Genomic DNA, 17,718 nt, shown 5'->3' with positions numbered 1-17,718 from the left:
AAAAAGAGGCCACCTCACCCGCACGATGCGAGCGGCCCCTTGAAACTTCAGGCGGCCGCGGCGAACTTCTCGTAGTAGAAGTTGGCCGGGGTGACGCCCTGGTCGCGGATGTACTGGCTGACCGCCTCGACCATTGGCGGTGGGCCGCACAGGTACACATCCACGTCGCCGTCGTTGAGGTGGCACGGTTCGATGTGCTGGGTCACGTAGCCCTTGTGCGGGTACTGGCTGTCGGGGTTGGCCACGCAAGCGCTGAAGGTGAAGTTGGCAATGCGCGCGGCCAGTGCCTGCAGCCGCTCCAGCTCGACCAGGTCGAAGTCGTTGGTCACGCCGTACACCAGGTGCAGCGGATGCGCGCTGCCTTGCTCGGCGATCTGCTCCAGCATCGCCGTGAATGGCGCCAGCCCGGTGCCGCCCGCGAGCAGCAACAGAGGACGCTGGATCGGCCGCAAGTAGAAGCTGCCCAGCGGCCCGGCCAGGCTCAGGCTGTCGCCGGTCTTGGCCAGCTGAGTGAGGAAGTTGCTCATCAGCCCGCCCGGCACGTTGCGGATCAGGAAGCTGACTTCGCCATTCTTTTGCAGCGAACTGAACGAATAGGCGCGGCTCTGTTCGCTGCCCGGCACCTTGAGGTTGACGTATTGCCCCGGCAGGAAGGCCAGGCGGTGCAAAGCCTCGCCCTTGAGCGACAGGGCGATGGTGCTGGCCGACAACTGGCGCAAGTCGCTGATGGCCGCATCAAAGCGGGCCTGCCCGGTCTTGCACAATTGCGACGACGCCGGGATGCGCACCACGCAGTCGCTTTCGGCACGCATCTGGCAGGTCAGCACGTAGCCCTGGGCGATTTCATCACCGCTCAAGGCATCCTCGATAAAATTGTCGCCCAGGTCGTAGCGCCCGGACTCTGCTTTGCACTTGCAGGTGCCGCAGGCGCCGTCGCGGCAGTCCAGCGGGATGTTGATACCCTGTCGGTAGGCGGCGTCGGCCACGGTCTCATGGCCGGCGGCCTCGATGAAACGGGTGACCCCGTCCTCGAAATTCAGTGCGATCTGGTAGCTCATGGTGCACCTCGCGGGCGAGCCTGTCCGCAGCGCGCCAAGGGCACACCGGCAGGCTCGGCGCTGGATCAGATGTGGTAGATGTCGATGACCTGACGTACGTAGTCGTTCTTCAAGACCACCTTCTTGGCCTTGACCAGCGGCTGCTCGCCACGCAGGTCAAGGCTGTAGAAGCTGGTGCCGAAGTAGCTGTCGGTGGTCTTGTAGCGAAAGCTCAGGGTGTGCCAGTTGAAACGCACCTGGCAGCTGCCCTCGCCCACCTCGACGATCTCGATGTTGCTGAGGTTGTGGCAGGTGCGGGTGTCTGGCACCGTGGCGCTGGAGCGCTCGGTCTTGATACGGAACACTCGGTCCTCGAGGCCGCCACGGTTGCCGTACCAGATCAGCGAGATCTCGCTCTGCGGATCGCGGGTCAGCGTATCGTCGTCATCCCAGGCAGGCATCCAGAAGGTCGCGTCGGCGGCGTACAGCGCCAGCCACGCGTCCCACTGGGCGTCGTCCAGGTAGCGCGCCTCGCGGTAGAGGAAATCGCGCACGATGTCATGCAGGCTCATTGCACAGCCTCCACGGCGATCAGTCGCTGTTCGTCCTTCAGTGCCTGGATCATGCTGTCCTGCCAATACTTGTGCTGCAGCACGAACAAGCCTTCGTCCTCGGTGCGCACGCCCGACAGCAGCGGTTTCAACGCGATCTCGCCTGCCGCCTCGTCGGCGCCTTCGATCCAGTGCTTCGCCCCTCGGGACATGTCGTTCCAACCCCTTCCGCTGCCGTAGCCGGTCTGGCAGGAACGGAATTCCTCCAGGTCGTCCGGAGTGGCCATGCCACTGACGTTGAAGAAATCCTCGTACTGGCGGATACGCCTGGCCCGGGCGTCGGCACTTTCGCCCTTGGGCGCGATGCAGTAGATGGTGATCTCGGTCTTGTTCACCGAAATCGGTCGGGCCACTCGGATCTGCGAGCTGAACTGGTCCATCAGGTAGACGTTGGGGTACAGGCACAGGTTGCGCGAATGCTCGATCATCCAGTCGGCGCGAGCCTGGCCGAAGTCTGCGGCCAGTTGCTCGCGGCGCTCGTAGGCCGGCCGATCCTCGGGGTTGGCCCAGCGGGTCCAGAGCAGCAAGTGGCCGTGCTCGAAGGAGTAGAAGCCGCCGCCCTGCTTGGCCCAGGCACCGGCGCTCATGGTCTTGATCTCGTCGCCTGCCTCGCGCTGCTTGCGCTGGGTCTGGGTAGCGGCATAGTTCCAGTGCACGGAACTGACGTGATAGCCGTCGGCGCCGTTCTCGGCGGTGAGTTTCCAGTTGCCTTCGTAGATGTAGGAGCTGGCGCCACGCAGCACTTCCAGGCCCTCAGGGGACTGGTCGACGATCATGTCGATGATCTTCGCCGACTCGCCCAGGTGCTCGATCAGCGGCTTGACGTCGGCATTCAGGCTGCCGAACAGGAAGCCCCGGTACGACTCGAAACGGGCGACCCGGGTCAGGTCGTGGGAGCCGTCGCAGTTGAAGCTGTCGGGGTAGCCGGCCTCGCCTGGGTCTTTGACCTTGAGCAGCTTGCCGCTGTTGTTGAAAGTCCAGCCGTGGAACGGGCAGGTGTAGCTGGACCGGTTGCCGCGCTTGTGCCGGCAGAGCATGGCGCCGCGGTGGCTGCAGGCGTTGAGGAAGGCGTTGAGCTCACCGTCCTTGTTACGCGCGATGAAGACCGGCTGGCGCCCCATGGTCAGGGCGAGGAAGTCGTTGTTGGCGGGGATCTGGCTTTCGTGGGCCAGGTAGATCCAGTTGCCCTCGAAGATGTGTTTCATCTCCAGGTCGAACAGGCGCGGGTCGGTGAACATCTCGCGCTTGCAGCGGTAGACGCCTTGCTCCCGGTCATCCTCGAGCAAAGCGTTGAGATAGTCGAATCCCAGGGACATGGCCAGGGCCTCCATTGTTATTGTTCAGGCCGGGTCAGATTAGGTCCGTGGGTGGGGCGCGGATATCCGGATTGTGCAGAGTGATATCCGTTTTATGCAGCGTCGCTGCGAAGTTCACTGCGTGTGTCTGCCGGCTGCCGGATATCAGTACTGGACCGGGGACTTGGCGGCGGAAGATTGAGCAGACGCAGCCGCCACTTGGTCGGGCACCGCTGGCATGGGTCGCAGCCAGTCATATACCCAATAGACGGGAGCAAGAGGCCCGTACTTGATTGCCATCCTGCCGGTTTGCTTGGCTACAGCCCACCGGTTCGACAGGTCGGGTTTTTGAGCAGCTTTACAAAGAGTTTTGCAAAGGTGGTGCCAGGTGGGTTCCCCACGCTGGCTGACAGCGCCGTCACCGACGCGGTGCCGGCACTAGTGTAGTGTTTCACAAATAACCACCATAACTCGCAGCGATTTATTGGTCGTATTTGTAAAACACCACACTAGGAACTCTCCCGCACCATCAGCTCGAAGCCCAAGTCCTGCTGCCCAGTAGCCACCCGCTTGCCGTCGAGCAGCGCCAGCAACGCCTGCGCCGCGCCACGGCCGACTGCCGCGCGCGGGGTACGGATCGAAGTCAGCCGCGGGACCATGTGCGCCGAGGCCGGCAGGTCGTTGAAGCCCACCATCGCCACCCTGCGCGGCACCTCGATGCCTTCGCGCAGGGCCTGCAGCACCGCGCCCTGGGCCAGGTCGTCGTTGCAGAAGAAGATACCATCGACATCCGGCGCCTGGGCCAGCAGGCGGCTGAACAGCGTGCCGCCCAGGCCGATGGACGAGGGTTGCGGGTCGAGCACTTCAAGCTCGGGGGCTTGCAGACCGGCCTCGGCGAGCGCCTGACGGAAGCCTTCGGCGCGCTGCATCACCCGAGGGTCGAGCTGCGCGGCGATGAACCCCAGACGTCGGCGGCCACGCTCGATCAAGTGCCGCGCCGCGGCGCGCCCGGCCGCGTGCTGGGAGAACCCTACCGACAAGGCATCGCCCTCGCCGCCCAGCTCCATCATGTGCACGCACGGTACTTGGCTCGCGGCCAGCATCTGCCGCGAGGCCTCGCTGCGCTCGAAGCCGGTGAGCAACACGCCGCACGGCTGGTAGGCCAGGTAATTGCGGATCAGGTTCTCTTCCTCGGCGACATCGTAGTGATAGTTGCCAATGAGCACCTCCAGGCCACGGGGGCGCATCACCTCGTGAATGGCCTCGAGGGTGTCGATGAACAGCTGGTTGGACAGTGAGGGGATCAACACCACCACCGACTGGCTGCGCGCCGACGCCAAGGCACGGGCGGCCGGGTTGGCGACATAGCCGAGGCTTGCCGCCGCGGCCATGACCTTCTGTGCCAGCTCCGGCGCGACGGTGCTGACGCCACGCAAGGCGCGGGAGGCGGTGATCGGGGAAACCCCGGAAAGCCTGGCGACTTCCGCCAGGGTGGGACGACCGGTAGTACGCGAGCCAGTACGGGACATGAGTATTGTAATTTTACTGCTTGCAGGAATGGGGAACGGTCACTAAGGTAGCGCTGTCTCTGGATGCAGGCAATGCAATCTTGGTAGCAGGCATGCGTTCAGCGTCCATACTGCCAAAGACAAGATCAATAACACCCGGGAGGGTGGCGCATGGTGTTCGGCTCGTCGCGACCGAGACAGCGCTATCTCACCCAGCAGGAGGTACAGATGAACCCTTCCCTGTCCGCGATCGTGGTCATGGGCGTGGCCGGCTGCGGTAAAAGCAGCGTCGGTGCTGCCATTGCCACCCGCAGCGGCGGCCGCCTGATCGAAGGCGATGCCTTCCACCCCGCCGCCAACATCGCCAAGATGAGCGCCGGCATTCCCCTGAACGACGACGACCGTGCCGGCTGGCTGGTGCGCCTGGGCGAGGAGCTGCAGGCCACCCTCGCCGCCGGTGAACGCCCGATCCTCACTTGCTCGGCCCTCAAGCGCCGCTATCGGGACACCCTGCGCCTGGCCGTGCCCGAGTTGTGCTTCGTGTTCCTCGAGCTGACCCCGCAGGAAGCCGAGAAACGCGTACTCGCGCGCCCCGGTCACTTCATGCCGGCCAGCCTGATCGACAGCCAGTTCGCAGCGCTCGAGCCGCCGCACGCAGAGCCCCTGACCCTGGCCCTGGACGCCACCCGCCCGCTGCCCACGCTGGCCGAGGACGTGCATCAGTGGCTAAAGCCTTGCGGTGAGCAGGCGTTGGCGCGGACTGCCTGACCCGGCGGTTTTTCCGGCTCACCAAAGACAGCGCTGTCTCCAGGCCTCTCAAGGCTGATTACCGCAAGACACGCGATACCAAAACAACAACGAAAAGACCGAGGTTCACGAACCATGTTCGGACTGGCTACCGATACCTTCCTGCTACTCGACGCGCTGGTCACCATCGTCGGGCTCATCCTGCTGATCACCCATTTCAAGGTCCACCCCTTCGTCGCCCTCACCATAGCCGCGGGCTTTCTCGGCCTGACCTCCGGCATGCCGGTGGCCAAGGTGATGAAGTCGTTCCAGGACGGCTTCGGCGGCGTGCTCGGCTTCGTCGGCATCGTCCTGGCCCTGGGCACCATGCTCGGCAAGCTGATGGCCGACTCCGGCGGCGCGGACCAGATCGCCCAGACCCTGATCCGCGCCTTCGGCAAGCAGAAGGTGCACTGGGCGATGATGTTCGCCGCCTTCCTGGTGGGCATCCCGCTGTTCTTCGAGATCGGCTTCGTGCTGCTGATCCCGCTGGTGTTCATCGTCGCCCGCCGCTCCGGCGTATCGCTGGTGAAGATCGGCATCCCGCTGCTGGCGGGCCTTTCGGTGGTGCACGGCCTGGTACCGCCGCACCCGGGCCCGCTGCTGGCGATCGGCATTTTCCACGCCGACATCGGCAAGACCATCTTCTATGGCCTGCTGGTGGCCCTGCCTACGGCGGTGATTGCCGGCCCCCTGTTCGGTAATTTCATTTCGCGCTACATCCCGGGCAACCCGTCCCAGGAGCTGATGGACCAGATCGCCCGCGAGTCGAACCAGCAGAACCTGCCCAGCTTCAGCGTGACCCTGATCACCGTGCTGCTGCCGGTGGTGCTGATGCTGCTCAAGACCTTCGCCGACGTGGTGCTGCCGGCCGAGCACATCGTGCGTCAGTGGATGGACCTGATCGGCCACCCGATCACCGCCCTGCTCGCCGCACTGCTGCTGGCCTTCTACACCTTCGGTTCGGCCCGTGGCTTCAACCGCCAGCAGATCATGAAGATGCTCGACCAGAGCCTGGCCCCCACCGCCGCCATCGTGCTGATCGTCGGCGCTGGCGGTGGCTTCAAGCAGATGCTGGTCGACACCGGCGTGGGCAACGTGATCGGGCAGATGGCGGTGCAGGCCGAGATTTCGCCGATCATGCTGGCCTGGCTGGTGGCAGCGGTGATCCGCATCGCCACCGGCTCCGCCACGGTGGCCACCATCACCGGCGCCGGCATCGTCGCCCCGGTGATCGACCTGGTGCCGGGCGTCAACCGCGAACTGCTGGTGCTGGCCACCGGCGCCGGCTCGCTGATCCTGTCCCACGTCAACGACGCCGGCTTCTGGCTGGTCAAGCAGTACTTCAACATGACCGTGGCCGAGACGTTCAAGACCTGGAGCATGATGGAAACCATCCTCTCGGTGGTCGGCATCATCTTCATCATGCTGCTGTCGATGGTGGTGTGACCGTTGGTCGCCGTGATGGCACCTTGCTGATGGGGCCATGGCCCATATGAGAACGAGGCCCTGCGCAGGCGGGGCCGACTTCTTGTCATCGCAAAGGAGCTTGCCCGCATGAACCGTTCCTTCCTGCTTGCCGCCCTGCTCGCCTCGCCCCTGGCCTTCGCCGCCGGTACCGGCGCCACCTACCCTGACGACCCGCACAACCCGGCGCCCAAGCCCGGCGTGGACAGCACCCTCAACCCGATCGAAAAGCCCATGCCACGGGATACCGACCCGCGGATCAAAGGCAATGACCCGGACAGCCCGCCAGCCGAGCAGAACGATGATCGTGATCTGCCGGGGATGGGGGACAGCGGCTCGGAGGGGATGGGGCGTGACGGGGGAAGCTCAGGGAGCAGCAAGCCCTGAGCCCTGCCACCTGACATTTTTACCAGTTGTACAGCACCCAGTGGCGCACCAGTATTACCAGGGAATACTGATCGGGGTCGACCATGGACAAATCAAACCGGGGCCGTTCAGAAGCCCCGGGAATACTGGCTGTCGACCGGCAGGCCACTGTATTGAGGAGAAGCCATGTATCACAGCCCTCCACATTCACCTATTGCCCTTACGGCTACCTACCAGAACGTAACGACTCAACGTTGTTGAGGTTCAACGGACAGCCTCTGGAACTGCCCATCCCCCTCTATCTTCTGGGCAATGGCTATCGCGCCTTCAATAGCGTCTTGATGCGCTTCCACTCCGCCGATAGTAAAAGCCCGTTCGGTGATGGAGGCATCAACGCCTATACCTACTGCGCGGGTGACCCGGTCAACAATACTGACCCTTCCGGGCATATTGTGGAGAAAGTCCTTAATGCTTTTGCTGGAAGGGTTGTGTTCGAAGGGCCATATCAGGTTCTGTTCAAAGGTAATGACCAGATTGCGCCAACCGTGTTCCATAAAGAGGTACTAGGTAGTGGGATGGCAGGCTTCGTTACACACTCCACACCGAGCGGCTCGCGGTTGACCAATGAGTTCGGTCATCTCAGGGCAGCGGAAAAAGTGGCAAGGAAAGAGATTGCCCCTCGACTGATGGGGATTAAAGCCTACCGCAAAGACCCAAACAAACCCCTTGTCCTACTCGCATGCTATGCAGGGTCCACGGGCGCCGCACAAATTGTCGCCGATACATTGCACAGACCAGTTATCGCATACATGAGAAAGCTCAAAGCCCCCAAGGCCCCCCTAATTAACCGGCTTTCGGAAGATGGTAAACCAATGCCTCTACATGAGTATGATCCTGAGGATAACGACAAACTGACTACAGCCGTACCTCAAATGTTTTATCCTCTGGCTCAAGTCCGTAGCGCCTCGTAGGTACTGGGGCGCCCCGTTTTCGTCTTTAACATCAGCTCTTTCAAGGTGTTGATATTTGACGTCCGACTTGGGCCTGCCGGGGCCGCTGTGCGGCCCTTTCGCGGCACAAGGTGCTCCTACAGGGATCGCGCTGGGCTGGTCACCACTGGCGCTTGTCCGGCCGGGTCAGGCCGAGTTTCTCGATCTTGTAGCGCAGCATGTCCCGCGACAGTCCCAGCAGCCGCGCCGACTTGGTGACGTTCCAGTCAGTGCGATCAAGGGTGCGGCAGACCATGTCGCGTTCCATATCCGGCAGGCTGGCGGTACCGGGGAGCTCGTGGCGCGGCGCTTCGAACGCCAGCACCTGCGCAGGTTGCGCCTGTGGCTCGTCGACCAGGGTCAGGCACAGGTTCAACTGATGGGCGCCGATCACTTCGCTCGGTGCCAGTAGCACCGTCTGCTCGAGCATGTTTCGCAGTTCCCGCACATTGCCCGGCCAACCGTAGCCCAGCATCAGCGCCTCGGCCTCGGCCGAGAAGCGCAGGTTGGGCTTGCCGTAGCGCCGCCCGTGGTGGGCCAGGAAATGCCGCGCCAGGCGCAGGATATCCTGCCCGCGCGCGTACAAACGCGGCACCTTGAGGGCGATGATGCGCAGGCGGAAGAACAGGTCGCGGCGGAACTTGCCCTGCTGGACCATTTGCTCGAGGTTGCAGTTGGTGGCGCTGATCACCCGCAGGTCAACCTTGCGCTCCTTGACCGCGCCGATCCGGCGGATGGTGCGGTCCTCCAGCAGTTTGAGCAGCTTGGCCTGCAGCACCAGGTCCATCTCGCCGATCTCGTCGAGGAACAGGGTGCCGCCGTCAGCCGCCTCGACCAGGCCCACGCGACGCTCCTTGGCATCGGTGAACGCGCCTTTTTCGTGGCCGAACAGTTCGGCCTCCAGCAGGTTGGCGGGAATCGAGGCGCAGTTGAACTCGATGAACGGCCCCTTGGCCCGGCTGCCGTCGAAATGCAGGGCGCGCGCCACCAGCTCCTTGCCGGTACCGGTCTCGCCCTCGACCAACACCGGCGGCAGGTCGCCGCTGGCCATGCGCCGTTCGGCATCGAGCAGCTGCTGCAAGGTGTGCTTGAGCTCTAGCATGGCCGGCGACTCGCCGATCAATGCCTGCAAACCGGACTTCTGCGCCTCGCGTTCCTGGTAGAACGACAGCGTGCGCTCCATGCGTTCGGCGGCCAGGGCCTTGTCCAGCATCAGCTTGAGCTCGGCCAGCACTACCGGCTTGGTGAGGTAGTGGAACGCGCCCTCCTTCATGGCCAGCACGGCGTCTTCGACGTTGCCGTAGCCGGTCATCATGATCACTTTGAGCTCCGGCGCCTGGGCTACCAGCGAGCGCAACAGGTCGTGGCCGCTCATGCCGGGCAGCGAATTGTCGGTCAGCACGGCGTCAGGCCGGGCACGCTTGATCTGCTCCAGCGCCAGTTCCGCGCTGTGGCACACCGTGACCTCGAACCCTTTGAGGTTCAGGTAGGTGCGAATGTTGTCGGCAAGGATTTCATCATCCTCGACCACCAGGATGCTGTGCTCCATGGTCCCCTCCCGCTGCAATATTGAAAGTCAGGCTGACGCGGGTTCCTTCCTCTTCGCGGCTGGTCAGTTCGACCGCGCCGCCAAAGCGTTCCATGATCCTTTTGACCAGGGCCAGGCCAACACCCAGGCCGCCTTGTTTGGTGGTGAAGAACGGCTTGAACACCATGCGCCGCTGCTGCTCGCTCATGCCCTTCCCGGTATCGCTGAGCTGCAGTTGCGCCTGCTGCCCCTCCAGCTGGCGCACCTCGGCGCGCAGCTCGCCGCCTTGGGGCATGGCCTCCAGGGCGTTGGCAAACAGGCTGTTGAGGATCTGCGTCAGTTGCAACGGTTGGCTGGCCACCCATTGCGTCGCTGGCCCGACGAAGGCGAAGCGCACGTTGTTGCGCTCGATCTGAGGAGCGAAGGCCTGCCGCGCATCCTCGATGGCCGCCACCAGGTCGACCGACTCGGCTTCGTCGCTGGTCGGGCGCAGCGACACCAGCAGGTCGCGGACCCAGCGCGACATGCGATCGACCTGGGTGATGATGTCACCGATGTTCTTCTGCGCCGCCGGGCTGGCGATGTCCTGGGCCAGTTCTGCGCTGGAGCGGATATTGGCCAATGGGTTGCGCAAACTGTGAGCCACCGCCGAGGACATCTCGCCCAGGGCCACATAGGTCTCGCTGGCCACCAGGCGGTCTTGCTGGTGATGCAGCAGGCTGGCGGCGCGGCGCACGATCCAGAACAGGCCGAAGTAGATCAACGCCCCTCCGACCAAGGTGGAAGCCCAGATCAGCACATAACCGCGATGGATGCGCCGCACCAGGTCATGCGGCTCCTTGTAGATCTCGACCATCGCCAGCACCTGCTCGCCCTGGCTGTCGAACAGCGGGATGTAGTTCTCGATGAACAGGTGCCGGGGCTCGCGCTGGAACTTCTGCTCTTCGCGGTCCTCGTCGGCCTTGTGATAGCTGGCCGACACCGACTTGCGCGAGCGGAAGGCGCGTTCCAGATCGTCATCTTCATCGATGCGCTTGCCGATCAGGTGCGGGTTGGTCGACCACACCACCGTGCGGTCGCGGGCATAGACGTTGGCCAGCAAGGTGTCGGGCAGGTGCTCGACGTGGTCGAGGAACTCCACCCGGGTCGACTCGGCCAACTGCGGAGTGAACTGCAGGTGCTGCTGGTCGAGGCGCGGATCGAGCAACTCGCCCATGGTGATGCCCGGCGGCAGCTGCGAGTGCCGCACCTCGGCCTGGGCCATGGCCTGGATGAACTGGGCGGTGAGCATGGCGTCGCGCTCGACGCTGTCGCGCACCACGAAACGTGTCGACACATAGCCCAATCCACCGGCGACCGAGGCGATGATCAGCAGGCTGACCAGCGAGAACCAGCGCAGCAGGTTGAACTCGTACAGCGGCGTTGCCAACCCGCTGGCGGGAGGCGCGGCCTTGTCGGGGGCACCGTTTTCGAGCGTCTGCATCGCGTCGTTCCCACCTGAACGCCGATGAGGTTCACCGGCATGCTGCTCTGCTACCGGTGGTAGCAAAGTGATTCCATCGAACCTTTGCTGAAGGTGTCAGCGCAGGCTTGCGAGAGGTCTAGCAAAAAGCCAGCCAGCAACTTGAATTTATGATTTTTCTTTATAAATCATTATGTTGAAGATCATTATTAATCTTGCTTGTTGGATAATTCCCCACTTTTGGGTAACGGTCACCCATTTTTGATAATTTTCTTATAAATCAGTGTATTGGACTCAATATCTATAGCTTAAGGTTAAGTTGATGCCACCCGAAAATTCAGCAGTACCCGGGTCCCTGCCCCCTCACGACTGCTCAACCGCACCGAGCCGCCGAAGCGCTCCATGATCCTTTTCACCAGCATCAGCCCCACGCCCACGCCGCCTTGCTTGGTAGTGAAGAATGGCCGGAAGGCCATGCGCTGCTGTTGCTCGTTCATGCCCTTGCCGGTATCCGAGAGCCGCAGGCTCAGATTACGCCGATCATTGCGCACCACTTCAACACGCAGCTCGCCACCGGCCTCCATCGACTCCAGGGCGTTGGCGATCAGGCTGCTGAAGATTTGCCCGAGCAGCGCCGGCTGGCCCAGCACCTGCACGCTTGGCAGCTCAGGCAGCAGCAACCGCACGCCGCCGCGCTCCAGCGCGTGGGCAAACGCCTGCAAGCTGTCGCGCAGGCTCTGGGCTACATCCACCGCCACGGCTTCATCGCCAAGCGGGCGCAGCGATTGCAGCAGCTCACGCACCCATTGCGACATGCGGTCGACCTGGCTGATGATGTCGCTGATGTTCTTCTGCGCCGGGCCATCGTCGAAGGCCTGGGCCAGCTCGGCGCTGGAGCGGATGCTGGCCAGCGGGTTGCGCAGGCTGTGGGCCACCGCCGACGACACCTCGCCCAGGGCCACGAAGGTTTCGTTGCCGATCAGCCGCTTCTGCTGCACCGCCACCAGCCGGGCGGCGCGGCGCATGATGCCGTACAGACCGACATACACCAGGCCGGCACCCGCGGCGATGGCCAGCCATATCAGCAGCAGGCCGTGCTCGATACGCACGATCAGATCATGGGGTTCCTTGTAGATCTCGACCATCGCCATGACGTTTTCGCCGTCGGCGTCGAACAAGGGGATGTAGTTCTCGATGAATAGCTGCTCGGGCGGGGTGACGAACTTCTGCTCGCTGCGCGCCTGCTCGAAGTTGTGGTAGCTGGCCGACACCCGCATCTTGTACTCGAATGCCCGGTCGAGGTCGTCGTCCGACTCGATCAGCTTGCCGATCAGCGCCGGGTTGCTCGACCAGATCACCGTGCGATCAGGGGCATAGATGTTGGCCAGGAGCATGTCCGGCAGGTGCGCGATATGGTCGAGGAACTCGCCACGGGCCCGGCGCCGGGCCTCAGGGTCGACATCGGGCAAGGCATGGTCGGTGCGCGGATCTAGCAGCTCACCCATGGTCCGCACGTTGGGAATCGAGACATGGCGCACTTCGGCGTCGGCGATGGAGGTGATGAACTGGGCGGTGAGCAAGGCATCGCGCTCGACGCTCTCGTCAATGATGAAGCGGCTTGAGATCAGGCCCAGGCCAACCCCCACCGACAGGATGATCGCCAGGCTGACCCAGGCGTACCAGCGCAGCAGGTCGAACGGCTTGCGCGCCTGGCCGATTTCGGCGGGCAGCAATGTGTCGGGACGGGGGGCGAGGTCCATGGCGGGCTCCGCGGCTGGGCACCTCTACAGGTTATAGCCCAGAGTTGGGGAAAGCATGGGTGAGGTGAGGCTATTGATCACGGAGAACACCTTGCCGCTCAAAGCGGCGCATCCCCAGCCAGCCCGCGCAGCAGGCGATAGTCGCGCAACACATTCGGCACGTAGCGCAGGGTCTCGGCGAACGGCGGCACCACCCGTCCACGGCTGAGAACCGCCTCAGGCCCCGCGTTGTAGGCCGCCACGGCCAACGTGATGTCGTTGTCGAACAGCGTGAGCATGCGCTTGAGGTAGCGCGCCCCTCCCTGCACGTTGGCCTGTGGATCGAGTACATCCTTGACGCCCATCTCCTTCGCCGTGTCCGGCATCAGTTGCATCAGCCCCGCCGCGCCCTTGGCCGAGCGAGCCTTGGGGTTGTAGCCGGACTCGGCCTTGATCAGCGCGTGCAGCAACGCCGGGGGCACACCGTGGGCCAACGCCGCGGCCGCCACCAGGTCTGCATAGGGCCGCCCGGTGATCAGTTGCGCATTGACTGGCCCGCCCGCTGTCGCACGTTCGCTGATGACCCGGTCGTAATGCCGGCCAGGCCGGTGCACATTGGACAGCACGAAGCCGCCCTTGCCGTCGCTGGAGACATAGATGTCGGCTTGGGCGCCGAACGCCATCAGCCCCGCCGCCAATCCCAGGATCAGTCCTCGCATGTCGTTCGCCTCCCGCCGCAAATAACCCAAGCGTGGCCCCCGATGTGGGGGAGATGCCCCGTTAACCCGGGCTTTTCGACTGCGACGCAAGCCGCGTGCCGCCCGCCGCAGCCCATGGCGCAAGGGCCCGGCGCAGACGTGCACGGCTGTTGCATATCAGGGATAAATGCAACGGAGGGTTTCACCATGCAACGCAGCATCCGTCCCCAACGCGGCTTCACCCTGCTCGAACTGTTGGTGGTGCTGGTGGTGCTGGGCCTGTTGGCCGGCATCGTCGCGCCCAAGTACTTCAGCCAACTGGGACGCTCCGAGGCCAAGGTGGCCCGGGCACAGATAGAGGGGTTGGGCAAGGCCCTGGACCTCTACCGCCTGGAGGTCGGCCACTACCCCAGCAGCGAGCAGGGCCTGCAAGCCCTGGTGGTCGCGCCTGGTGGCGAAGCGCGCTGGTCGGGCCCCTACCTGCAGAAGACCGTGCCACAGGACCCTTGGGGCCGCCCCTACATCTACAAACAGCCCGGCGAGAACGGCGGCGAGTACGACCTGCTGTCGATGGGCAAGGACGGCCAACCCGGTGGTGACGGTGAAAACGCCGAGATCACCAGTTGGCAATGAGGAGCCCGGCCATGCGCTATCAGCTCAAGGCCCTGGGAAGCCAGGGCGTGGTGCAATTGCAGGTGGAGGCCGAGGACAGCGACCAGGCCCGGCGCCAGGCCGAGGACCAGGGGCTGCGCGTGCTCAGCGTGCGCAGCCAGGGCCTGGCCCTGCGACGGCGCACGACGGCGTTCGACCTGATGCTGTTCAGCCAGGAGCTGGCCACCTTGCTCGGTGCCGGCCTGCCGTTGATCGATGCCCTCGAGAGCCTGGCCGAGAAAGCCCCGGGCGGCGCCACGCGCAAGACCTTGGAGCAACTGGTGCGCCAGCTCTACGAGGGGCGCTCGCTGTCCCAGGCCTTGGCCCTGCAGCCGCGGGTATTCCCGACCCTGTACGTGGCCTTGGTGCAGTCCAGCGAACGCACCGGCGCCCTGGGCGACGCCCTCACCCGCTACATCGGCTATCGCCAGCGGCTGGATCTGGTCCGCCAGAAGCTGGTCGGTGCCTCGGTCTACCCGCTGCTGTTATTGCTGGTGGGCGGTGGCGTGGTGCTGTTCCTGCTGGGGTACGTGGTGCCACGCTTCAGCCTGGTGTTCGAGGGGATGGGCACCGAACTGCCGTGGCTGTCGCGGGTGCTGATGCAGATTGGCCTGTTCCTGCATGCCCAGCAACTGCCCCTGGGACTGGGCATGCTTGCCGGCGTCGGCGCCCTGGTCGCCCTGCGCCGCCACCCGGCCGTGCGCCGTGGCGCCGGCCGCTTGTTGCGCCGACTGCCCGCGCTGCACCAACGCCTGATGATGTACGAGCTGGCGCGCTTCTACCGTTCGCTGGGGATTCTGCTGCAAGGCGGCATCCCCATCCTCACAGCGCTAGGCATGGCCCGCGGCCTGCTGGGCAGCACCGCGGCCGAGGGCCTGGAGCAGGCCAGTCAACGGGTCGCCGAGGGCCTGCCGTTATCCGATGCGCTGCAGGCCGGCCAACTGGTGACCCCCGTCTCGCTGCGCCTGCTGCGTGCCGGCGAACAGTCGGGCAACCTGGGCGAGATGCTCGAGCGATGCGCGGATTTTCACGACCAGGAAATAGGGCGCTGGGTGGAGTGGTTCGTGAAGCTGTTCGAGCCATTGTTGATGACCTTTATCGGCCTGCTGATCGGGCTGATCGTGATCCTGATGTACATGCCGATCTTCGAGCTGGCATCGAGCATTCATTGAGCAGCCAAGGGTCTGCGGGGGCGGTTCCCACGATTGCCGCGAATCAGTAGTCGAACCGCTCCACAGCCCGCCGCCGCTCGTTGTCATCGCGCCGGTCATAAGCGGCCGTGGTCTGGATATTGGCGTGGTGCGCCAGCTTCTGCGCGATCGACAGGTCGTGCTCCTCGATCACCCGGGTGATGAATGCACGGCGAAAATCATGCGGCATGATCTTCGCCCCCACCTGTGCCCCGCGCTGGCGGGCGATGTAGTAGATCGCGTGCTTGGTGATGCGCGCGCGGGTGATGTGGCTGCCACGGCGGATGCGATTGAACAGGAAGCTGTCGTCGCGCTCGCCGGCCGGCAGGTGCTGGCGGCGCAGGTCGAGCCAGGCCTGCAGCTTGTCGAAGGCCCAGGCCGGGGCGTACTTGACCAGCTGACGGTTGCCCTTGGCCAGCACTTGCACGCTGCGCTCCTGGAAATCCACCTGGTCAAGGTTCACATCGACCGATTCCGATTTGCGCATCCCGGTGCCGTAGAGCAACGCCAGGATGGCCGCGTCACGCACACCCTGAGGACGCGGGTCGGCGGCGCACACGTCCATCAGCTCGCGGATCAGGCTGCGCCGCAGATTGCGCCCCGGCGGCAGGCGGCTACCGCCCGCTGGCTTGACCTCGCGGATCATCAATAACTGTTCGTGCTCGATCAAACCCTGGCGCCAGGCCTCGTTCATCACTCCACGCACGGCATTGACGTACAACGACGACGTGTTGGGCGCATAACCATCGGCGCGCAGCGCCGCGACCAGGGCGATCACATGGCCGGGTTCCAGGCGGTGCCAGGGCACCTCGGCGATATCGCAGTCGGCAAACCCCAGGCGGTCGGCGGCGTCCTGCAGGATGTAGCGCATGGTCAGCTGGCTGGACGGGGCCAACCGGGCGAGGTACTGCAGCAGCGGATTGCGCAGGAGGTCGGTCACAACGGGGATCCTGTAGCAAGCCGCCCTGGCGATCGAGGCAAGGCGGCGCAAAGCGAGTCATTTCAACAATGACAAAGGTCAAAATGACAACATATAAATGGAGTCATAATGACTGCAAAAGTGCCATCACCTTGATATTCAAGGCTTTTGAACGCTGGCATGGTTCGTGATGGTACCCCATTCAACCGTTTCGATCGAACCAAGGTCCTCGCCATGCTCGTCCAGCCGATCACCGCCCGCCCCCGTCAGGCCCTCTGGGCCCTGGGTTTTCGACCCTTCTTCCTCGGCGGCAGCCTGTTCGCCCTGGTTGCCCTGCTGCTGTGGGCCGGCGTGCTGGTCGGCGCTTACGCGCTCGAGCCGGCCGACGGAATGCTCGCCTGGCACCGCCACGAAATGCTGTTTGGCTTCGCTGTGGCCATCGTTGCCGGCTTCCTGCTCACGGCGGTGCAGAACTGGAGTGGCATCCCGGGTCTCAGTGGCCGACCACTGCAGGGGCTGTTCCTGCTCTGGCTGCTGGGCCGGGCAAGTTGGTTCCTGCCCTTGCCCGCCTGGCTCCTGGTGCTGATGGAGGGCGCGTTCCTGCCCTTGGTGGCGCTGGCCCTGGCACGGCCGATCATCCAGCGTCGGCTGCGCAACAACTACCCCATCATCGGCCTGGTATTGCTCCTCGCGGCTTGCCAGTGGCTGACCCTTGTAGGCTGGCTGCGCGACGACCCGCTGTGGCAACGGCGAGGCGTGCTGGCCGGGCTGTGGCTGGTGGCGGCGATGATGAGCGTGATCGGCGGCCGGGTCATCCCGTTCTTCACCCGCCGCGGCCTGGGCAACATGAGCCCGGCACCGGCCCGGCCCTGGCTGGACCGCGCCTGCCTGCTGGGCAGCGTGGCGCTGCCGCTGACTTATGTGTTCGGGCTCAACGATGCATCACACCCCCTGATGGCCGTGCTGTTCGCCGCCCTGGCCGTGCTGCATGGTATACGCCTGGTGCTGTGGCACGACCGTGGTCTGTGGCATGTGCCGTTGCTGTGGTCGCTGCACCTGGCCTATGCCTGGCTGATTCCCGCCTGCCTGGGGTTGGCGCTGTGGCATGCCGGGGTGCCGATCAACCCTAGCCTGGCCGCCCATGCGCTGACGGTCGGCGCCATGACCGGGCTGATCGTGGCGATGATGGCGCGGGTCAGCCTGGGGCATACCGGGCGCCCTCTTCAGGTACCCCACAGCATGAGTTGGGCATTCGCGCTGATCCAGCTGGCGGCACTGGCCCGCGTGATCGTGGCGCCGTTCACGCCGCTGGGGCTGGGGTTGTCGGTATTGTTCGGCAGCGCGGCGCTGCTGCTGTTCCTCTGGCACTACCTGCCGATCCTCTTGCGTGCGCGGGTGGACGGCATGCCGGGCTAGCGGGCTTGCCCCGCGACAGGGCCGCATCTGGTCTACAGTTGAAGCCACGTTCAACC

At 64.3% G+C, this 17,718-nt stretch carries 16 protein-coding genes; 7 read left to right on the top strand and 9 right to left on the bottom strand.

The genetic code is table 11. From position 1 onward, the window contains the following. Nucleotides 1–47: 47 nt before the first annotated feature. From benC to ACQ4OD_RS03640, 4 genes are all read right to left on the bottom strand, one after another. Complete coding sequence (gene benC / locus ACQ4OD_RS03655) at nt 48–1,058, bottom strand: benzoate 1,2-dioxygenase electron transfer component BenC (protein WP_430943891.1); 1,011 nt, start codon at nt 1,056–1,058, stop codon at nt 48–50. Between the two features lie 65 nt (nt 1,059–1,123). After that, entirely contained in the window at nt 1,124–1,609 is a 486-nt protein-coding gene (benB, locus tag ACQ4OD_RS03650; protein ID WP_277504346.1) for a benzoate 1,2-dioxygenase small subunit, read from the bottom strand. Beyond that, nucleotides 1,606–2,964: a benzoate 1,2-dioxygenase large subunit gene (benA, locus tag ACQ4OD_RS03645; RefSeq protein ID WP_430943890.1), complete on the bottom strand. Its 1,359-nt coding sequence runs from the start codon at nt 2,962–2,964 to the stop codon at nt 1,606–1,608. The genes benB and benA overlap by 4 nt, the downstream gene beginning before the upstream one ends. Before the next feature lie 488 nt (nt 2,965–3,452). Continuing rightward, on the bottom strand, nt 3,453–4,472 hold the full coding sequence (locus ACQ4OD_RS03640; protein ID WP_102685268.1) for a LacI family DNA-binding transcriptional regulator: 1,020 nt from the start codon (nt 4,470–4,472) through the stop codon (nt 3,453–3,455). Between the two features lie 207 nt (nt 4,473–4,679). On the opposite strand from ACQ4OD_RS03640, the gene ACQ4OD_RS03635 reads away from it, so the two are divergent. The 4 genes from ACQ4OD_RS03635 to ACQ4OD_RS03620 all read left to right on the top strand — a co-directional run bounded on the left by ACQ4OD_RS03635 (nt 4,680) and on the right by ACQ4OD_RS03620 (nt 8,041). Further along, nucleotides 4,680–5,219, top strand: coding sequence for a gluconokinase (locus ACQ4OD_RS03635; protein ID WP_102685267.1), 540 nt, complete (start codon nt 4,680–4,682; stop codon nt 5,217–5,219). A 114-nt stretch (nt 5,220–5,333) separates the two neighbouring features. Continuing rightward, the gene (locus tag ACQ4OD_RS03630) at nt 5,334–6,686 is read left to right on the top strand and encodes a GntP family permease (RefSeq protein WP_038706074.1); all 1,353 of its coding nucleotides are present in this window, start codon (nt 5,334–5,336) and stop codon (nt 6,684–6,686) included. Nucleotides 6,687–6,794: 108 nt separating this feature from the next. Further along, nucleotides 6,795–7,091: a hypothetical protein gene (locus tag ACQ4OD_RS03625; protein ID WP_198754323.1), complete on the top strand. Its 297-nt coding sequence runs from the start codon at nt 6,795–6,797 to the stop codon at nt 7,089–7,091. An 83-nt stretch (nt 7,092–7,174) separates the two neighbouring features. Continuing rightward, nucleotides 7,175–8,041 (top strand): RHS repeat-associated core domain-containing protein, encoded by an 867-nt coding sequence (locus tag ACQ4OD_RS03620; RefSeq protein ID WP_198754324.1) that lies wholly within the window; start codon nt 7,175–7,177, stop codon nt 8,039–8,041. Between the two features lie 139 nt (nt 8,042–8,180). On the opposite strand, the gene ACQ4OD_RS03615 is transcribed toward ACQ4OD_RS03620, so the two are convergent. The 4 genes from ACQ4OD_RS03615 to ACQ4OD_RS03600 all read right to left on the bottom strand — a co-directional run bounded on the left by ACQ4OD_RS03615 (nt 8,181) and on the right by ACQ4OD_RS03600 (nt 13,507). Further along, a complete protein-coding gene (locus ACQ4OD_RS03615) occupies nt 8,181–9,608 on the bottom strand; it encodes a sigma-54-dependent transcriptional regulator (RefSeq protein ID WP_198754325.1) in 1,428 nt (475 codons plus the stop codon). Further along, nucleotides 9,577–11,070 carry a sensor histidine kinase gene (locus ACQ4OD_RS03610; RefSeq protein ID WP_198754326.1) on the bottom strand — a complete coding sequence of 498 codons (1,494 nt, stop codon included), beginning with the start codon at nt 11,068–11,070 and terminating at the stop codon, nt 9,577–9,579. The genes ACQ4OD_RS03615 and ACQ4OD_RS03610 overlap by 32 nt, the downstream gene beginning before the upstream one ends. Nucleotides 11,071–11,363: 293 nt before the next feature. Next, entirely contained in the window at nt 11,364–12,809 is a 1,446-nt protein-coding gene (locus ACQ4OD_RS03605) for an ATP-binding protein (protein WP_110699227.1), read from the bottom strand. A gap of 98 nt (nt 12,810–12,907) precedes the next feature. Then, nucleotides 12,908–13,507, bottom strand: coding sequence for a lytic transglycosylase domain-containing protein (locus ACQ4OD_RS03600; protein WP_139671241.1), 600 nt, complete (start codon nt 13,505–13,507; stop codon nt 12,908–12,910). Nucleotides 13,508–13,693: 186 nt separating this feature from the next. Between ACQ4OD_RS03600 and gspG the strand changes: the two genes are divergently transcribed. Further along, nucleotides 13,694–14,119: a type II secretion system major pseudopilin GspG gene (gene gspG, locus ACQ4OD_RS03595; RefSeq protein ID WP_102683924.1), complete on the top strand. Its 426-nt coding sequence runs from the start codon at nt 13,694–13,696 to the stop codon at nt 14,117–14,119. 11 nt (nt 14,120–14,130) lie between these two features. Further along, nucleotides 14,131–15,309 carry a type II secretion system F family protein gene (locus ACQ4OD_RS03590; protein WP_139671244.1) on the top strand — a complete coding sequence of 393 codons (1,179 nt, stop codon included), beginning with the start codon at nt 14,131–14,133 and terminating at the stop codon, nt 15,307–15,309. Nucleotides 15,310–15,352: 43 nt separating this feature from the next. Here the strand turns inward: ACQ4OD_RS03590 and ACQ4OD_RS03585 are convergent, their stop codons facing one another. Further along, entirely contained in the window at nt 15,353–16,267 is a 915-nt protein-coding gene (locus tag ACQ4OD_RS03585) for a site-specific integrase (protein ID WP_139671247.1), read from the bottom strand. Between the two features lie 213 nt (nt 16,268–16,480). Between ACQ4OD_RS03585 and ACQ4OD_RS03580 the strand changes: the two genes are divergently transcribed. Next, a complete protein-coding gene (locus ACQ4OD_RS03580; protein ID WP_430943889.1) occupies nt 16,481–17,662 on the top strand; it encodes an NnrS family protein in 1,182 nt (393 codons plus the stop codon). Nucleotides 17,663–17,718: the final 56 nt, after the last annotated feature.

The sequence above is a fragment of the Pseudomonas sp. WC1 genome (assembly GCF_050586565.1).
GTDB lineage: Bacteria > Pseudomonadota > Gammaproteobacteria > Pseudomonadales > Pseudomonadaceae > Aquipseudomonas.
The sequence above is the reverse complement of the archived record's forward strand: the minus strand, read 5'-3'. Positions and strand labels throughout refer to the sequence as shown.

What these genes read in the sequence shown, in the direction of transcription:
- gspG (WP_102683924.1), top strand. Translation starts at nt 13,694, where the DNA reads ATGCAACGCAGCATCCGTCCCCAACGCGGCTTCACCCTGCTCGAACTG.
- benC (WP_430943891.1), bottom strand. Translation starts at nt 1,058, where the DNA reads ATGAGCTACCAGATCGCACTGAATTTCGAGGACGGGGTCACCCGTTTC.
- ACQ4OD_RS03630 (WP_038706074.1), top strand. Translation starts at nt 5,334, where the DNA reads ATGTTCGGACTGGCTACCGATACCTTCCTGCTACTCGACGCGCTGGTC.
- ACQ4OD_RS03635 (WP_102685267.1), top strand. Translation starts at nt 4,680, where the DNA reads ATGAACCCTTCCCTGTCCGCGATCGTGGTCATGGGCGTGGCCGGCTGC.
- ACQ4OD_RS03590 (WP_139671244.1), top strand. Translation starts at nt 14,131, where the DNA reads ATGCGCTATCAGCTCAAGGCCCTGGGAAGCCAGGGCGTGGTGCAATTG.
- ACQ4OD_RS03610 (WP_198754326.1), bottom strand. Translation starts at nt 11,070, where the DNA reads ATGCAGACGCTCGAAAACGGTGCCCCCGACAAGGCCGCGCCTCCCGCC.
- benB (WP_277504346.1), bottom strand. Translation starts at nt 1,609, where the DNA reads ATGAGCCTGCATGACATCGTGCGCGATTTCCTCTACCGCGAGGCGCGC.
- ACQ4OD_RS03600 (WP_139671241.1), bottom strand. Translation starts at nt 13,507, where the DNA reads ATGCGAGGACTGATCCTGGGATTGGCGGCGGGGCTGATGGCGTTCGGC.
- ACQ4OD_RS03640 (WP_102685268.1), bottom strand. Translation starts at nt 4,472, where the DNA reads ATGTCCCGTACTGGCTCGCGTACTACCGGTCGTCCCACCCTGGCGGAA.
- ACQ4OD_RS03625 (WP_198754323.1), top strand. Translation starts at nt 6,795, where the DNA reads ATGAACCGTTCCTTCCTGCTTGCCGCCCTGCTCGCCTCGCCCCTGGCC.
- benA (WP_430943890.1), bottom strand. Translation starts at nt 2,964, where the DNA reads ATGTCCCTGGGATTCGACTATCTCAACGCTTTGCTCGAGGATGACCGG.
- ACQ4OD_RS03620 (WP_198754324.1), top strand. Translation starts at nt 7,175, where the DNA reads ATGGACAAATCAAACCGGGGCCGTTCAGAAGCCCCGGGAATACTGGCT.
- ACQ4OD_RS03580 (WP_430943889.1), top strand. Translation starts at nt 16,481, where the DNA reads ATGCTCGTCCAGCCGATCACCGCCCGCCCCCGTCAGGCCCTCTGGGCC.
- ACQ4OD_RS03605 (WP_110699227.1), bottom strand. Translation starts at nt 12,809, where the DNA reads ATGGACCTCGCCCCCCGTCCCGACACATTGCTGCCCGCCGAAATCGGC.
- ACQ4OD_RS03615 (WP_198754325.1), bottom strand. Translation starts at nt 9,608, where the DNA reads ATGGAGCACAGCATCCTGGTGGTCGAGGATGATGAAATCCTTGCCGAC.